The 16,770-nt window shown below is 50.0% G+C and carries 14 protein-coding genes; 9 read left to right on the forward strand and 5 right to left on the reverse strand.

The genetic code is table 11. The features are described 5' to 3' along the window. The first annotated feature begins 156 nt into the window (after nucleotides 1–156). The 4 genes from R2103_RS04590 to hflX all read left to right on the forward strand — a co-directional run bounded on the left by R2103_RS04590 (nucleotide 157) and on the right by hflX (nucleotide 5,775). On the forward strand, nucleotides 157–1,386 hold the full coding sequence (locus R2103_RS04590) for an IS256 family transposase (RefSeq protein ID WP_317530340.1): 1,230 nt from the start codon (nucleotides 157–159) through the stop codon (nucleotides 1,384–1,386). Nucleotides 1,387–1,821: 435 nt separating this feature from the next. Then, nucleotides 1,822–2,055 carry a chemotaxis protein CheW gene (locus tag R2103_RS04595; protein WP_317530341.1) on the forward strand — a complete coding sequence of 78 codons (234 nt, stop codon included), beginning with the start codon at nucleotides 1,822–1,824 and terminating at the stop codon, nucleotides 2,053–2,055. A gap of 39 nt (nucleotides 2,056–2,094) precedes the next feature. Then, entirely contained in the window at nucleotides 2,095–3,822 is a 1,728-nt protein-coding gene (locus R2103_RS04600; protein WP_317530342.1) for a methyl-accepting chemotaxis protein, read from the forward strand. A gap of 606 nt (nucleotides 3,823–4,428) precedes the next feature. Next, entirely contained in the window at nucleotides 4,429–5,775 is a 1,347-nt protein-coding gene (gene hflX / locus R2103_RS04605) for a GTPase HflX (RefSeq protein WP_317530343.1), read from the forward strand. Nucleotides 5,776–5,913: 138 nt separating this feature from the next. On the opposite strand, the gene R2103_RS04610 is transcribed toward hflX, so the two are convergent. Then, a complete protein-coding gene (locus R2103_RS04610) occupies nucleotides 5,914–7,410 on the reverse strand; it encodes a PAS domain S-box protein (protein WP_317530344.1) in 1,497 nt (498 codons plus the stop codon). A 237-nt stretch (nucleotides 7,411–7,647) separates the two neighbouring features. Between R2103_RS04610 and R2103_RS04615 the strand changes: the two genes are divergently transcribed. Further along, complete coding sequence (locus tag R2103_RS04615; protein ID WP_317530345.1) at nucleotides 7,648–9,105, forward strand: alginate export family protein; 1,458 nt, start codon at nucleotides 7,648–7,650, stop codon at nucleotides 9,103–9,105. A gap of 288 nt (nucleotides 9,106–9,393) precedes the next feature. Here R2103_RS04615 and R2103_RS04620 read toward each other — a convergent pair whose 3' ends face one another. Together R2103_RS04620 and R2103_RS04625 are read right to left on the reverse strand one after the other, a co-directional pair. Then, on the reverse strand, nucleotides 9,394–10,005 hold the full coding sequence (locus R2103_RS04620; protein ID WP_317530346.1) for a response regulator transcription factor: 612 nt from the start codon (nucleotides 10,003–10,005) through the stop codon (nucleotides 9,394–9,396). Nucleotides 10,006–10,007: 2 nt separating this feature from the next. Then, nucleotides 10,008–11,504: a PAS domain S-box protein gene (locus R2103_RS04625; protein ID WP_317530347.1), complete on the reverse strand. Its 1,497-nt coding sequence runs from the start codon at nucleotides 11,502–11,504 to the stop codon at nucleotides 10,008–10,010. Between the two features lie 320 nt (nucleotides 11,505–11,824). Here R2103_RS04625 and R2103_RS04630 point away from each other — a divergent pair, with 320 nt between their 5' ends. The 4 genes from R2103_RS04630 to R2103_RS04645 all read left to right on the forward strand — a co-directional run bounded on the left by R2103_RS04630 (nucleotide 11,825) and on the right by R2103_RS04645 (nucleotide 14,630). Further along, entirely contained in the window at nucleotides 11,825–11,998 is a 174-nt protein-coding gene (locus tag R2103_RS04630; RefSeq protein WP_317530348.1) for a hypothetical protein, read from the forward strand. A 28-nt stretch (nucleotides 11,999–12,026) separates the two neighbouring features. Next, a complete protein-coding gene (locus R2103_RS04635; RefSeq protein WP_108699179.1) occupies nucleotides 12,027–13,019 on the forward strand; it encodes a sodium-dependent bicarbonate transport family permease in 993 nt (330 codons plus the stop codon). Nucleotides 13,020–13,238: 219 nt separating this feature from the next. Then, nucleotides 13,239–13,571, forward strand: a complete 333-nt coding sequence (locus R2103_RS04640) for a P-II family nitrogen regulator (protein WP_317530349.1) — start codon at nucleotides 13,239–13,241, stop codon at nucleotides 13,569–13,571. A gap of 786 nt (nucleotides 13,572–14,357) precedes the next feature. Then, a complete protein-coding gene (locus tag R2103_RS04645; RefSeq protein WP_317530350.1) occupies nucleotides 14,358–14,630 on the forward strand; it encodes a TMEM165/GDT1 family protein in 273 nt (90 codons plus the stop codon). Nucleotides 14,631–14,686: 56 nt separating this feature from the next. Here the strand turns inward: R2103_RS04645 and R2103_RS04650 are convergent, their stop codons facing one another. Continuing rightward, complete coding sequence (locus R2103_RS04650) at nucleotides 14,687–16,027, reverse strand: ATP-binding protein (RefSeq protein WP_317530351.1); 1,341 nt, start codon at nucleotides 16,025–16,027, stop codon at nucleotides 14,687–14,689. Then, entirely contained in the window at nucleotides 16,024–16,710 is a 687-nt protein-coding gene (locus R2103_RS04655; protein ID WP_317530352.1) for a response regulator transcription factor, read from the reverse strand. Before R2103_RS04655 ends, R2103_RS04650 begins: the two co-directional genes overlap by 4 nt. Between the last annotated feature and the right edge of the window lie 60 nt (nucleotides 16,711–16,770).

Consider the following 16,770-nt stretch of genomic DNA (forward strand, 5'->3'; position numbering starts at 1 on the left):
TAGTCATGTGTGGGTTAGTTCGGACACTATCTCACCGTGTGTCCTTAGATAAAGATGACCGTTTTTCTGATTCAATCAAAGAAATTCAGAGGGTGTAAATAATTTTGTGTAAATGGTCATATTGCAGGAAACTGCTTATATATATTTGGAGTAAAAATGACCACACCCAAACCCCTGCCGGCCGGCTTAATTGATAGCCTGCTGGCCGATTACAAAAAGCCAGAAGATTTAATCGGTGAGCATGGTCTTCTCAAGCAACTCACCAAAGCGTTGGTTGAACGTGCCTTGCAAGCAGAAATGGCCGATCATCTTGGTCACGATAAGCACGAAACGGTAGTCAATGCCACTGGCAATACCAGAAATGGTAAAAGCCGTAAGACCCTGAAAGGTGAATTCGGTGAGTTACCCATCGAGATCCCCCGTGACCGTGAGGGCAGCTTCGAGCCTCTGATCATTTCCAAGCATCAGACCCGCTGGGCGGGCTTTGATGACAAGATCCTCTCGCTGTATGCCCGTGGCATGACAGTGCGTGAAATCCAACAGCACCTCACTGAAATGTATGGCGCCGAAGTATCGCCTACGCTCATTTCTACGGTCACTGATGGCGTAATGGATGAAGTGAAGCAGTGGCAATCCCGGCCTCTCGATGCGGTGTATCCTGTGATCTATCTCGATTGTATCCATACCAAAGTTCGTGACGCTGGTAGCGTTCGTACCAAAGCGATTTACCTGGCGATCGGCATTAACATGGAGGGCCATAAAGAAATACTGGGCTTATGGATTGCTCAGACCGAGGGTGCCAAGTTCTGGCTCAGCGTTGTCACTGAACTCAAAAATCGTGGCGTGCAAGATATCTTTATCGCCTGTGTCGATGGCTTAAAGGGCTTTCCCGAAGCGATTGAAACCGTCTATCCACATGCCATTGTACAACTCTGTATCGTGCACATGGTTCGTAACAGTCTCAACTACGTCAGCTGGAATAAACGCAAGGAAGTAGCTGCTGATCTACGTTTGGTCTATAGCGCCGCCACGATTGATGAGGCTGAGCACGCGTTAGCCGGCTTTGAAGATAAATGGAACAATGCTTATCCACCGATCGCCCGATCTTGGCGCAATAACTGGCAACGCATCATTCCATTCTTCGACTACCCGACTGAGATACGGCGCATTATTTACACCACCAATGCGATTGAGTCAGTCAATATGAGCCTACGCAAAGTCAGCAAAAACCGTGGATCGTTTCCCAACGATGAAGCCGTGATCAAATTGTTTTATTTGGCTCTCAGCAATATCGCCAAAAAATGGTCTATGCCACTAAGAGATTGGAAACCGGCACTAAACAGGTTTACTATTCAATTTAACGAAAGAATGCCTCGGCATTATTAACCACCGTTTACACAAAATCTAGGACACCCCCGAAATTCACTTTCCTTAAAAAGCTTAACTTGATTTAGCCCTAAGTTACTGATTTTGTCCCACGTGGCGTAACTCCATCGCTATCCTTCACTTCATCCCTTCATCTGATGAAGCTTTAGATTCCATAAGAATCAGCTACTTCAGTGCTGCTTTAGCAGCTCGCAACAGCTCCTTTAAAGGGTTTGCAGCGATCATTCGAAGTAATTTAATTCTCTATTATAAGAAATATCCTACATTATTGGTTCATGTATTTGAAATAAACAATAGGAATAAACTTACAGAACTTTCTTTAAAGAAAACCGTAAACAGCTGCTTCATTCCTACAAATTGTTTGATTCTAGAATATATTGGAAAGTGGATTCTATATATTTATCAGTAAGTAATAATGGTTAGAGATTTATTGCAGTGATTATTTTGAATGTGGCCGGGCGGGTAATGGGAATTAAGGTGGGTGGAGTATCGGATGTAATCACTCTGAGGGAGGGACAAATACAACCGGAGCCGGAGTTGGGTTTAGTCATTGATACTGAATATATTACCGGGCTAGGAGCAGTCGACGAGCGCATGCTGATATGGATCGATATCGAGAAATCGATGAGTAGCAGCGGCTTGGGCTTGATCAAACAAAGTATTCAGTAGTGGAAAATTTAATTTAGAGAACGCTTAAAGGAGCTAGTAATGTTTAAAGATACAACTATTAAGTTTCGTTTGTTTCTTATAATCAGTATGTTGACAATTCTGATGTTGGGTGTCGGTTCTTTTGGATTAAACAGCTATCATGATTCCAATGAACGCTTGAAGGGGTTGCACGAAACCCGCACCATGTCCCTAGCCTATTTGGGCACTGTGATTGACCGCTGGTACACGATTCGCCTGAATGGGTTAGATTCTGTGGGGAAAAAAGATGTCAATAATGCTAAAGCCAAACACGAACAAAATATGGAGTTGATTAAAGAGATCGAAGAATTATGGGCAAAAAACCAAACTACCATTGTGACGGAACATGAAATGATCTTGTCCAAGACCGTGGCGGATCAGGCCAAAGAGTATGCTGACGCACTAAAGCTGACGTTCCAGTATGCAATAGCTGGCGATTTCGAAGCGGCGGCTAACAATGCGGCGAACAATGGCGGTCCAAAGTTTACTGCTTTACGTACCAGTCTATTCAAAATACTCGACTTGCAGAAAACGGATGGCGCTCAAGAATATCAGGATGCACAAAGTACTTTTGAAAAAATCTCTACGGCTATGATAGCTGTGATGGCACTCGGTGCTGTATTGGCCATTGTTTTTGGCATGCTGTTACTACGTTCGATCATTGTGCCATTAAATGAAGCAGTTGAAGTGGCAAATGCGGTAGCCTCCGGTGACCTCACCAAACGGATAGAAGCGACATCCACGAATGAAACCGGGCGGCTGTTGCAAGCACTGAAAGCGATGAACGAGAATCTGGTCGACCTGGTCGGTAAAGTGCGTTCGGGAACCGACCAAATCGCAACGGCATCGGGAGAAATCGCATCGGGCAACTCGGACTTGAGCCAACGCACGGAAGAACAAGCCTCCAGCCTGGAAGAAACCGCATCGTCGATGGAAGAATTGACCTCCACCGTCAAACAAAACGCCGACAACGCGCGCCAAGCCAATCAACTGGCTGCCGGTGCCTCGGAAGTTGCGATGAAAGGCGGCTCGGTAGTAGGTCAAGTGGTGCAAACCATGAGCTCGATCAACGAAAGCTCGAAGAAAATTGTCGACATCATTAGCGTGATCGACGGCATTGCGTTCCAAACCAATATTCTGGCGCTGAATGCGGCGGTGGAAGCGGCGCGCGCCGGTGAACAAGGCCGTGGCTTTGCGGTGGTAGCGACAGAAGTACGTACACTGGCGCAACGTTCCGCAGCGGCAGCGAAAGAAATCAAGGAACTGATCAGTGATTCTGTAGCGAAAGTAGAAGACGGCACGCGCCTGGTGGATGAAGCGGGTGCAACCATGGACGAAATCGTCACTGCGGTAAAACGCGTTACCGACATCATGAGCGAGATCTCCGCGGCATCGCAAGAACAAAGCTCCGGTATTGAACAGGTTAATCAAGCGGTAACCCAAATGGACGAAGCCACGCAACAGAATGCCGCCTTGGTGGAAGAAGCTTCAGCCGCAGCGGAATCCATGCAAGAACAAGCCCACGCATTAACACAAGCGATAAACACCTTCAAATTATCGGAAGGTTACTCAGGAACACCGGCGGTGATCAAAAGAAACAATCGCTCCGCCAGCATAGCCAAACTGCCGAATCGCGGCCCTGCGCGGAAAAAGCCTGCGGTGAAAGCCGTAACAAACACTGAAGCCGTAACGGCTCAACCACGCAAAGTTGCAGCTGGAGGTGGCGCTGAGGATTGGGAAGAGTTCTAACCTTCCGGGTAGTAGTCTTAAAGTAAATTAAAACAAAGGGCGTTACCGGGTTTGATAGGGATGTGAATCCGTAATCAAACAAAATAAAGGTAACGCCCTTTAATTTGTAGTAATCGCGCACTAAGCTTCACCGCACATCTCAAAATCAACCGGTAAAACGCAGCGATCAACGGTTAGATGAATCTTCGCAGCGTTGCCTGCACGGTTTTCCCCCATGCTACGATTCTTGGATTACCTCAACTGGGCTGGTACACAGCTAAACCAGCCACTGGATTTCAATAGGCGCCAATCGAGATAATCATTGATGGTAAAATGATTAAGGACGGTCGACGGTCGCTTGAGTAATCTTGCACGTTGGGATGCCGGTTATTGTTGCGCAGTGACATGATCTGCAATTAACTGATGATATTTTTATAACCCTGTAATGATGCGATCAGTGCAATTGTTGCCGACGCATCAAATGAACCAATTCTGACCGGTCAAATTCCTTAAGACCGCACAAAACAAAATGTTGGTTTTGTCTTTCCAAGCCGCACCGGTTCCGGTGTATGCAGCAGCTTTTTACACTACTATTGACTCCCATTATCCAGGAAGCGTGATTTTCCAATGTCCATAGAAATCAAAGAAAAACCCAAATTTGCTGTCGCGGCGGCGGTTCAGTTGCCGAATGTCAGCGATATCGAATTCGAATCGTCACTGGCCGAGCTGCGTGAGCTCGCAAAAACACTGGGTTACACAGTCGTCAACACGTTCGTGCAAAAACGCGCCAGCTTCGACACGACCGCGTACTTGGGCGTTGGCAAGCGCGAGGAAATCCGTTGTTACGTGCACAACGATTCCGGATCGGATGAGTCTGAGGAAATCGCCATTCGCCCCGATGATCATGACATCAGCGCTCTCTTGGTCGATCACGAGATCTCACCGTCGCAGGCGCGCAATCTTGAGAATGAGGTCGGTTGCGAGGTGATGGACCGCACCATGGTCATTCTCGAAATTTTTCACCGTAACGCCCGTTCCCGTGCGGCGCGCGCGCAGGTGGAAATCGCGCGCCTCGGTTACATGGCGCCGCGCCTGCGCGAAGCCGCCAAACTTGCCGGGCCGCAAGGGCGGCAACGCAGCGGCACTGGCGGGCGGGGCGCGGGTGAATCGCATACCGAATTGGACCGGCGCAAGATCCGCGACCGTATCGCCGAATTGCAACAGGAAATTGTCGCGCTGGAAGCCGAGCGCAAGATCCAGCGCGCGCGGCGGCAAGAGCGCCAAGGACTCGCCAGCGTCGCGCTGGTCGGTTATACCAATGCCGGTAAATCCACCTTGATGCGGGCGCTTACCGGCAGCGAAGTGTTGGTCGCCAACAAACTTTTTGCCACGCTCGATACCACGGTGCGGGCGCTCCATCCGGAAAGCATGCCGCGCGTGCTCGTCAGCGACACGGTCGGTTTCATCAAAAACCTGCCGCACGGGCTGGTCGCTTCGTTCAAATCCACGCTGGACGAAGCGCTCGATGCATCCTTGCTGCTCCACGTCATCGATGCCAGCGACCCAGGATTTGAGCGCCAGCTCGAAGTTACCCAGCATGTGCTTGAAGAGATCGGCGCGCATGACGTGCCGCGTATCCGCGTATTCAACAAAATCGACCATGTTGGCGATGCAACGGCGCAAGCCGGATGCGAAGCTGCCTTACGCGCCCGGTATCCGGACTGCATCGTGATGAGCGCGCGCCGTGCCGACGATGTTGCGAGATTGCGCCAGAAAATTGTCGAGTTTTTCCAGCAGAATCTGGTTGAAGCCGAACTTTTTCTGCCTTGGTCGGCACAGCAGCTACGCGGTGCGATCTACACGAATTGCCAGGTGCTGGCGGAACATTCGGATAATGAAGGTACTTTGTTCCGGGTTCGTAGCGAATCGGCCACCATCGAGAATCTGCGCGAGCAATTTAGCCGCGCATCATGAGTTCAGCGTCTTTTGCAATCCCGTGACAGGAAAGTCACGGATTTTTATGGTCCGGTCGAGCCACTTATTCGCTCAACTCGCTTTCGCGTGCAATGCGCGCGAGATCCAGCAAATTATTGGCGCTGGTCTTTTGCAAGATCATGGTCCAAAGGGGAGAGTGAAATGAAACTTTGCGCCTGTTTTTGTATCGGCATCAACCCAGAGTTGACTGCCGTTGTCCTTGATCAACGCGCGGCTAATCGTAAGCCTCATGCCGATACCGGATGGCTTGGTGGTAAAAAAAGGCTCGAATATGCGCTTTGCCATAGTTTGATCAAGACCGGGCCCGCTATCTTGTACTATAACTAACGCAATGCTTTTTTCATTCAAAGTTTGTGCTTTGGTGGTAATTGTTAAAATTGGTGAATCGACGGTCCGCATGGCTTCTACAGCATTCCTGAAGAAATTTACAAGAACTTTCTGCACTTGTGTGCGATTGCATTGAACAGCGGGAAGATTTTTTTCCAAATTCAGTTTTGAACGAAATCTTTCATATCCATCGTTAGAAGCAATATCGAGCGCTTCGCGTATGACATCGTTCAAATCTAACGATTCGGCTAACAACTCACCTTGCTGTAAAAAAGCAATTAACTCGTGCAAGCTGTGACCAGCGCGCTGCGCTTGCTCCACACAACCTTCCAGCGCTTTTTTTAGATTCTTCACATTAAGATCATTGCTTTGTAATGCATGGAGTACTACTTCGCTATAAGCCGATATCGCAGTCAGCGGCTGATTCAGCTCATGCGCAATAGTTGAGGCTGTATGTGCAGCTACTTGTTGTTTGAGGATTTTTTCCGCTTCGTCGCGTTGCATTCCCAACTTTTTTCGGAGAATTTTCTGCTCCGTCACATCCTGGGCAATGCCTACCAGCCGATTTGCGCAGTCAGCTTCAAAATAGACTCGCCCCACGACGGAAATCCAACGTTCAGTTCCGTCAACAGGATCAACGACGCGATACTCCGCTTTGTATTCACCGCGGCTGGCGGAATCCATCGCATAATCTATCGCTGCTTGCCGGTCTGCGCGATCATCGGGATGTATCATGGCGACAAATCCTTCATAGCTGATTGTCTTCCCGGTATATCCGCTCCAAAACCTGCGCATTTGCTCATCCCAATAAACAATACTTCGTTTGAAGTTATAGTCGAAAATGCCAAACCCCGCGGCCTGCTTGGCCAAGCGTAAACGCTCCTCACTTTCCCGCAATGCGTTTTCGGTCTTCTGACGTTGCCGGGGCACTGTCAGTGTGATTAAAACGTAAAGCTGTTGTTGCAGTTCAACCGGGCTTAAGCTCACGTCTAGCAGCATTTCCTGGCCGGAACGATCGAGTACTATGAATTCGGTGCCACTACCCATTGGCAGCTTGACCGGTTTATTGAAAAAAAGTGCTTGATAATGCTGGTACTGTTTCCGGTATCGTGGCGCGATTGGCCTATCAATCGTTAGCCCCTCGAGTTCATTCTCGCTGAAACCGAACAATTGCAGCGCTGCCGGGTTCATTAACACGATACGCCCGTCACTTTCAATTAACACCATCGCATCCGCCATAGCATCGAATAATACCTTGAAACTTAAGTTTTTTATCGCTTCGGTCACATTGCGCTCCGATTGTAGAGCTCAGCTTTTTAGTTGCTGAAGTTTGTGTTCAAAATTTATTTTTCTCTATTAGATTCCATTACATAAGAGTTTACCCTTACGTGCTTACGCGTATGTTGCTATTTCTTATACATAAGTACTATTCCTTCGAAAACAGGATTCTCTGTTCAAACCATCAAAATTAAATAGGGAGAGGAAAAAGGAATGATTAGGAAAAATGCTCGGTGTGCCCGTTGGATGGCTTTAGCCGTTACCGGGTCTCTTTTAGGCAGCGATTATTTATTCGCAGCGGAAGTGGAAAAAGGGGAGACGGAGAAGACAACGAAACCATCCGTTGTCGTTCAAAACAAGACCGTAGCCAATGGAGCCAATGGCGCACCTTTCAGCGCACTGGAATCACCTGGGCGTACGCGCTTTGACTTCGATAATCTGACCAAATTGATGGAGGATCACAAAACGCCGCTTGCCGCTATGGCGCCGGATTGGCTCAATGTGGCAATCGAACACCGTACCCGTTACGACGTATACGATCACGGTTTTACCAAGAGTATTCCGGGATTCAACGATCAGATTCATCAACGTACCCGGTTCTTGTTTGAAGTCAAGAACATCATCGATCCGCTGAAGTTCACCCTCGAACTGACCGACATCCGCGCTCCACTGGCCAACTTCGGGCAAGATCATAACCCGACTATGGCCGATCATTTTGACTTCACCCAAATGCATCTCGGTCTGCACGACAAAAACTTTCTCGGCACAGGCTATGCGGCGAAATTCGAAGTCGGCCGTTTCATGATGGACTTGGGTGAAGCCCGCCTGGTAGGGGGACACCGTTGGGGTACCTTATCACCCGCGTTTGATGGTTTGCACTTCATGATGGGCAATACCGATCAAAAATGGAGTTTGCGCGTGTTTGGCGCCCGTCCGGTGCAACGTGATCCGACATCGTTGAATTGGAACACTCCCGAAACTTACTTCTCCGGCGCTTACGTTACCAATCGCGATCTGCGTTGGGCTAACTTCGACGGTTATTTCTTGCAGTTGAACGAAGGCGATAATCTCAGACAGCGTAACTTATCGACCACCGGTTTCAGGCTGTTCGCCAAGCCGACGAAAGGCAGCATGGATTATGAAATTGAATCCATGTACCAATTCGGCGATACCCGGAACAAGAGCCTATTCGCCCATCGCCATCACGGCGAAGTCGGGTATAGCTTCAATACCTCGATGCCGTTGCGGGCGCTGTACTTATTCGACTTTGCATCGGGAGACCGCGATCCGGACAAGAACTTTGACATTTTGTACGCAAAACGCCGGGTTGAATATGGTCCGACCGGTATGTTCGGGCCGTTCTTCCCGTCCAATCTGATGTCGCCCGTCGGCTTTCGCGCCACGCTCGTTCCCACCCCCACGGTGCGCCTGATGATGTCGCACCGTGCGTACTGGCTGGCGGATAAGCGCGGCGCGTTTGTCGGCAGTGGCCTGCAAGATGCGACCGGCGGGGCCGGGGGCTTTCTCGGTCATATGCTCGATGTCAGTTTAGGCTGGGATCCGCAGTGGAGTTACATGAAACGAATGAGCTTCGACTTTGGTTATAGTCATTTATTCAAGGGCGATTACTTTGATAAGGTTCCATTCAGCCCGGGCATGAAGGACACCAATTATGGCTACACCATGGTGACCTTCAAGTTTTAGTGTCGTAAATATTTGAGAAGCAGGCGGCTCCTTAAATAACTTTAAGGAGCCGCCGGTGCATTACTTAGGGAAACGCTGATTAAATCAACGAACGTGATGAAGGGCGAGGCGCGCGGAACGCAACAACCGAGACATATCAATCTGATAGACGAGGGAGTGAGTGCCGCGCAACGAAGCAATTCGCTCGTGCAGTCAATTAATTAGCGCTTCCTTAGTGTAATGCTTGTTAGAAATTGCGTCATGGAAGGTGTGTGATCATTGCGGCGCCGTTTGTCGGGTAAAGCGGCATCATTCGCTCAACTCGCTTTCGCGTGCAATGCGCGCGAGATCCAGCAGATTATTGGCGCCAGTCTTTTGCATGATTTTGGATTTGTGGATTTCCACCGTGCGATAGCTGATGCCCAGATAAGAGCCGATTTCCTTATTGGAATGTCCTTGCACCGCGAGGAGCATGACTTCCCGCTCACGCCGGGTGAGCTTTGTCAGGCATGTGGTTATTTCCCGGTTTTGCGTGGCGTCACTCAATCGTTTTTTTGCTTCGGTAAACGCAGCGCGCACGCAAATCAAGAGTTTCTCCCGGATCACCGGTTTGGTCAGGAAATCGATCGCACCGCCTTTGATCGCTCTGACACTCATGGGAATGTCGCCATGCCCAGTCAGAAAAATGACCGGTAGCAAAATCTTACGCCAAGCCAGTTCTTCCTGGAGTTGCAAACCGTCCATTCCGGGCATTTTTACGTCAATGATGACACAGCCGAAAAAATCCGGACGGTAAGCATTCAGAAAGGTTTTGGCGTTCTCGAAGGATTGCACCCGCATACCAGCCTGTTCGATCATCAATGTGAGGGAATCGCGCACGGCTGCATCGTCATCTACGATAAAAACGGTGAGTTCCTGCATGATCATGGTCCAAAGGGGAGGGTGAAATGGAATTTTGCGCCTGTTTTTGCATCGGAATCAACCCAGAGTTGACCGCCGTTGTCTTCGACCAACGCACGGCTGATCGAAAGCCCCATACCGATGCCGGATGGTTTGGTGGTAAAAAAAGGCTCAAATATGCGCTTTGCTACCACTGGATCAAATCCCGGACCGTTATCCTGCACGATCACGACTGCGACATCCTTATCGTTGACAGTCTGCATCGTGGTGGTGATCGTCAGGACCGGGAAATCGATGTTTCGCATCGCTTCGATCGCATTTCTAAAGAGATTGACCAGAACTTTTTGTATCTGCGTGCGGTTACACTGGACAGCCGGGAGATTCTGCTGCAAATGCAGTATCGGGTGAAATCTTCCGTAGCCGTCATTGTATACAATGCTCAGCGCGCCATGAATGACATCGGTCAAATTCGACCGCTCGGTCACCAATTCACCTTTCTGCAGAAAAGCCAGCAGTTCGTGCAAGCTGCGTCCGGCCCGTTGGGCTTGTTCCACGCAACCTTGCAACGCGCGCTTTAAATTGTCCGCGCTGAAACTGCCGTTATTCAGTGCGTGCAGCACCACTTCGCTGTAGGCGGAGATTGCCGCCAGCGGTTGATTGAGTTCATGTGCGATTGCGGAAGCCGTGCGCGCCGCCACTTGCTGCTTGAGAATATTTTCAGTTTCATTGCGGTGAACTTGCAGTTTTTTCTCGATGTTTTTCTGTTCTGTGACGTCGCGTGTAACGCCTATCAGGCGGTGCGGGCACCCGCCTTCGAAATATACCCGGCCCCTGGCGGATATCCAGCGTTCAACGCCGTTAATGGGATTGATAATGCGGTATTGCGCTTTGAATTCGCCATTGCTGTTGGGATCCATCGCTTTATCGATAGCCGCCTGGCGCGCCTCACGATCTTCCGGATGTATTGCGGCGACGAATTCTTCGTAACTGACGGTTTTTGCGGAATGCTTGCCCCAAAGCTTGCGCATTTGCCGGTCCCAATAAATGATATTGCGCTTGAAGTCGTAGTCAAAAATGCCCAAACCGGCTGCTTGCTTGGCCAAACGCAGGCGTTCCTCGCTGGAACGCAGCGCATCTTCGGTATCGAGACGCCGGTTAGCGATCGTGAATAGGATAAGAATGAAAAGTTGTTGTCCCGTTTTGATGGGGCTGAGACTGATATCCAGCAATATTTCTTTGCCATCGCGATTTAATGCGATCAATTCATTGCCAACGCTCATGGAGCGCTTTACCGGCCGGTTCAAGAACAGCCGTTGATAGTAGCGGTACTGTTTGCGATAGCGGGGTGCGATCAGCATTTCGATGGCCAGCCCTTTCATTTCATCCGCGCTGTAACCCAGCAATTCTTGTGCTGTCGGATTGGTCAGGACGATATGTCCCGTGTTTTCAGTCAACAGCATCGCATCCGCCGCTGCATCGAACACTGTCCGGAAATTCAAGTTTTTCACTGCGCTATTCACATTGTTTTCCTGCTGTTGAATTCGAGTGTGTACCGCGATGAAGCTTACGATAAAAACCTGTAATTTTCTATCAATTTATTGATATGTAAGGGTTTGCCCTTACGTGTCAGCACGAATATTGCCCCCTGTTTTTCTCTTGTAGGATTTGCCGGGTAGGGAATATGACGCGAGTTTGCCCACCACTTCGTTCCGTTTGCATTGCTTAAATTTGCTGGTGGGTTTTTTTCAATCGCGCGGATTATTGGAGGCATTAACCGCGTTCGGCGGCGTGTTGTTTTCACTACATGATATTAACCCCTTTAACTGTTTGGAGAAACGAAATGAGTAGAAAAATAATAGCTTACGGACTTGTTCTGGCTACGCTATCCCTATTGCCGGGCAAAATATTCGCTGCCGGGCAAGCGCTGGCGGGTTGTAAAGAGAGCCCGGTCAAAGCTAACACAAGTCCCGATACGATACTCCCGGATGTAACACGTAGAGTCTCCCTCGTTTAATAACTATTCGTATAAGAGGAGTGTAACCATGTCTCTGTCCAGTCTTCTCGTACCGGCGATACTTTTTTTCGCGCTGGGTATGTTTGCTTGCCTCATCAAATCGGATCTGAAATTTCCGCCCGATATGCACAAGATGATCGTTATCTATTTGCTGATCGGTATCGGACTTCATGGCGGCAAGGCGCTTGCAGGATCTGATATGGGATCCGCGCTTCCCGCCGTATGGGCGGCACTTGCGTTTGGTTGCGGGTTGCCCATTGTGGCTTATATTATTTTGCGGGCGCTGGGAAAAATCGATCCGCTCAATGCCGCGGCCATTTCCGCGCACTATGGTTCGGTGAGCGCAGGAACCTATATGACGGCGGTTGCGTTCCTGGGGGGTATCGGCGTGACGTATGAAGCCTATCCCGTGATCATGCTGGCGATCATGGAATCACCCGCGATCATGATTGGTTTGGTGCTGGCCGGCTATTCCCGGAAAATTTTGGGCGGAGCCACCAAAGCCGACAAAGGAATGTATAAACATCTGATCATCGAAGCCTTTACCAACGGCAGTATTCTGTTGTTGTTCGGTTCGATGGCGATCGGCTGGGTGGTTTCCGATCCGAGCTACAAGAAAATTGAGCCGTTCTTTGAACTCATCTTCATGGGTGCGCTGTGTATATTCCTGTGCGATATGGGGATGGAAGCCGGGAAAAGGTTATCGGAATTTAAGACCGTCGGTGTTTTCCTAGTGGGTTTTGGCATTGCTATGCCTTTAATCGGCGCGGTATGCGGATTGTTCGTCGGTCACTTCCTCTTGGGGTACTCAATCGGTGGTATCACGTTGGTAACCGTACTCGCAGCCAGCTGCTCCTATATCGCGGTGCCCCCGGCCATGCGGCTTGCGATTCCAGAGGCGAATCCATCGTTTTATCTGACGCTGTCGCTCGGGGTGACTTTCCCATTCAACGTGGTGGTGGGTATTCCTATGTACTATGCGGCTGCCCAGTACTTGCACGAGACTTATTATCCGTGGTGATGGATATTTCCGCTGCTGGTTTGGTTACGCATGATTGAAAGCATATTGGGTATGGGGCAGCGATGCGATGATGAATCGCTGCCTGCCACGATATGGAATGTTTCAATCAAAAAAGCACCGGCTGGAATGTATCAGTGATTGAAATGACTCAGGATAGCCTCGGGAATTGATCCGGAATGTGCAGAGCCTGAGTACGACATAAACAATTTTGGGAGAGAAATGATGGTGTTAAGACCAGATATTTTAGTGACTATGAAGCGCATCGAGATCGTCATTGATGAAAAGTCGCTGGATGATATGCTGAAGCTGCTTCGGGATGCCGATGTGCGTGGCTACACAGTCATCAAGAAGGCGGGAGGGTTGGGTTCAACCGGTGAGCGCAACCCGGATGATTATGTGTTGGAAGAGCATAATGCGGTGATGGTTCTTGCCTGTGAAGAGGACCAAGCAGAGAAAGTCATTATGACGCTTCAACCGAAACTAAAGGATTTCGGCGGTATGTGCCTGATTTCCGATTGCCAATGGGTGATAGGGCCGGCCATTTCATTTTAACCGGATTACTATTACCTCTTGGACGGTTAGTCCTTGCGCATCAAACAGAATCCCGGCTGTGATCAGCCGGGATTATTCATTCAAACCTTTTCCTGGAATTGTAAAAAACTGTGCGATCAATCGTGAAAGCGCAGTTCCGGCCGATTGCTGCACTACTTCCGCCGGATGAGGCATTTCAAGCGGGCTGCCGCTCTTGTCAACACTATCTTTGCTTATACCCGTGCCGGATACCGGTCTCCGTTTTATCGCTATTATGCCCGAGCACCAAACCCTATGGCTTATAAGGGCTTACGCTTAAGTGCTCGCACAGATTTTTCAACCCGTTGTTCCCACGTAATATTCAAAACAGCTGAATAGATTGGATCGCCGTTTTGCTCGAGAAAATTACTGGAGGAGGTATAAAACCATGGCTTGGAAAAATATTATGGTCACGTGTTGGATGGTTTTTTTCATTATTGGGTGTTTTTTATGGAGCCCGCACTTATTCGCAGCGGAAGTGGAAAAAGGGGAGACGGAGATTCAAAGGCGATTACTTTGATAAGGTTCCATTCAGCCCAGGCATGAAGGACACCAATTATGGCTACACCATGGTGACCTTTAAGTCTTAATGTTGCTTGACGCGGTTTTCCTGTTTTTGTATGGCCCGGTTGCGGATGAGCCGAAATAAGACGTGATGTTTTGTTATTACAACGAAGAAGATAAACGGTATGATCTAAAGAGGAAGGGTGGTGAAGCAGTTTATCGGCGATCACCCGGTATTAGATTCTTACAGGTCTTGGAAACGGAATGGATTACAAAATTTTACTGACGGTTTTCGCCACGGTGTTTATCGCGGAACTGGGTGACAAAACGCAATTGGCTACGATGCTGTTTGCCGCCGACAAGGAAGTCAGCAAGCTGACGGTATTTGTCGGCGCATCGCTGGCGCTCATTGCGACTTCGGCGCTTGGTGTACTGGCTGGCAGCGTGATTTCCGATTATATCAGCGAAAAACATTTGCACTATATCGCAGGGGCGGGGTTTATTCTGATTGGTGCGTGGACGCTGATTAAGGCGTAGGCGGGAGCGGTCACATCCCAGGTTTTTCAAGCTCGCTATAAGTGGCGTCGTGAGTATTATTTGCTTTTCTTTAAACGCAAAGTCACGCAGAGACCGCCGTTTGGATTGTTCTCAATCAGTAGTTCTCCACCGTACACCTGCATGATATCGCGCACAATCGCCAAGCCGATGCCGTGACCGGGGGTGGATTGATCGGCGCGCACACCGCGTTCCAGGATTCTGGCGATTTCATGCGGTTGGATACCGGGGCCGTCGTCCTTGATTTGGATCACCACCTGATTTTCCTGATAACCCGCCGCTAAATGGATGCTGTTGCGGCACCATTTAAAGGCGTTGTCGACCAGATTACCGAGTAATTCCATCAAGTCGCCTTCGTCGATGCGCAGGCCGATGCTGTCATCGATGGCGACGGTTATTGCAGGCTGTTTGTTGCGGTAGGCTTTGGTGACGGTGTTGACGATCCGGTCGGCCATCGGGCGTAACAGAATCAATCCCATACCCGGTGAGCTGCCGGCGGTTGCGGCGCGGCGCAGCTGGTACTGGATCGTGTTGTCCATGCGGTCGATTTGTTCCTGAATCGTTTTGCGCCGGATGGCTTCATCGTCTTCACTATGAATGGCGCCCTGTAGGACGGCAAGCGGTGTCTTGAGGCTGTGCGCCAGATCGGCGAGGCCGTTGCGGTAGCGTTTTTGCTGTTTGTGCTCATGCGCGATCAGAGAGTTGATGCTGTCGGTCAGCAACTGGAGTTCGCTCGGATAAACGCCTTTCAACCTTTCCTGTTGGCCGGATTCGATCGCGGCAAGCTCCACCGATACCTTGCGCAATGGCTGCAAGCCCCAGCGCAATACCAGCATTTGCGTGGCTAACAGCAAAATGGCCATGGCGCCGAGCCAACCCCATAAATCTTCGCGATAACGGTCAATTTGCGCTTCAAACAGTACGGTATCGGTGATGACATTGAAAGTCAGCGGATAATCGCCGGACGGTGTTTCCCAAGCCACGCCATAGCGGTAAATAAAATGCGACTCGTCGTTAATCATGATTTGCGCGAATTCTTTTTTGCCTTTTTCCAGCAAGGTAATGTCCGGGATCGGTTTGTTCAGCGATGATGTGGAGCGCCAGGCGATGGTGTTGGCCGGGCCGATGATGAAGGCATAAGTATCTGAGTTTACGTGACCGAGTTCGGCATCGAGTAAGTTGGTCGGCACATCCAGCTCGCCGGAATCTTCCACTTCGGCGTCACCCATCAGCATCAGTACCTTCGCAAACAGCCGGTCTTTGACGCCGACGCGGGCACTGTCATAAAAAGCGCGATCCAGCGTCCAGGCGATGCCGACGATAAAAATCAATAACACCAGCGTTGCGCTGAATAAAATGCGCCGGTTAAGCGACATCATGACGATTTGTTGCACTCCAGCGTGAAGCGATAGCCGCGGCCGCGCATGGTTTCGATCGGATTCAAGGTACCCTCGGGGTCGAGTTTGCGACGCAGCCTGCCGACCATCACTTCGAGCACGTTGCTGTCGCGATCTTCGTCGTGCGGGTAGAGATAATCAGCCAAGGTGTGTTTGGATAGCACTTCACCGTGATGACGCACCAATTCTTCCAGCAAGCGGTATTCAAACGAGGTCAGTTCGATGCTCTCTCCATTGACGGTAACGGATTGAGCCGTGACATCGAGCGTGATCGGGCCGCATTTCAGGAGGGTTTGCGGTATGCCGGTAGAGCGGCGCAACAGTGCTTTGACCCGGGCTTGCAGCTCTTCCATCTGGAATGGTTTGGTCAGGTAGTCATCCGCGCCCATTTCCAGCCCTTGTACCTTGTCCTGCCAGCTGCTGCGCGCGGTTAGAATCAGAATCGGCAGCAAACTGCCGCGTTCGCGCAATGCTTTGATAATCTCCAAACCGGATTTGCCGGGCAGGCCGATATCGATAATGGCGGCATCGAGCGGATATTCGGTGGCGAGAAACAATCCTTCATCGCCGTTGCTGCACGTGTCGACCATATAACCGGCCGCTTCCAGTTGCTGCCGGATCTGGTTTTGTAAGCGGAATTCGTCTTCAATGACCAGGATGCGCATCGTTTACTCCTGCGTACATAATAATTTGCTTGGTTGAACCATGGGATTGCAGTGCGCGTG

The organism is Nitrosomonas sp. Is24 (assembly GCF_033063335.1).
Taxonomy (GTDB): domain Bacteria; phylum Pseudomonadota; class Gammaproteobacteria; order Burkholderiales; family Nitrosomonadaceae; genus Nitrosomonas.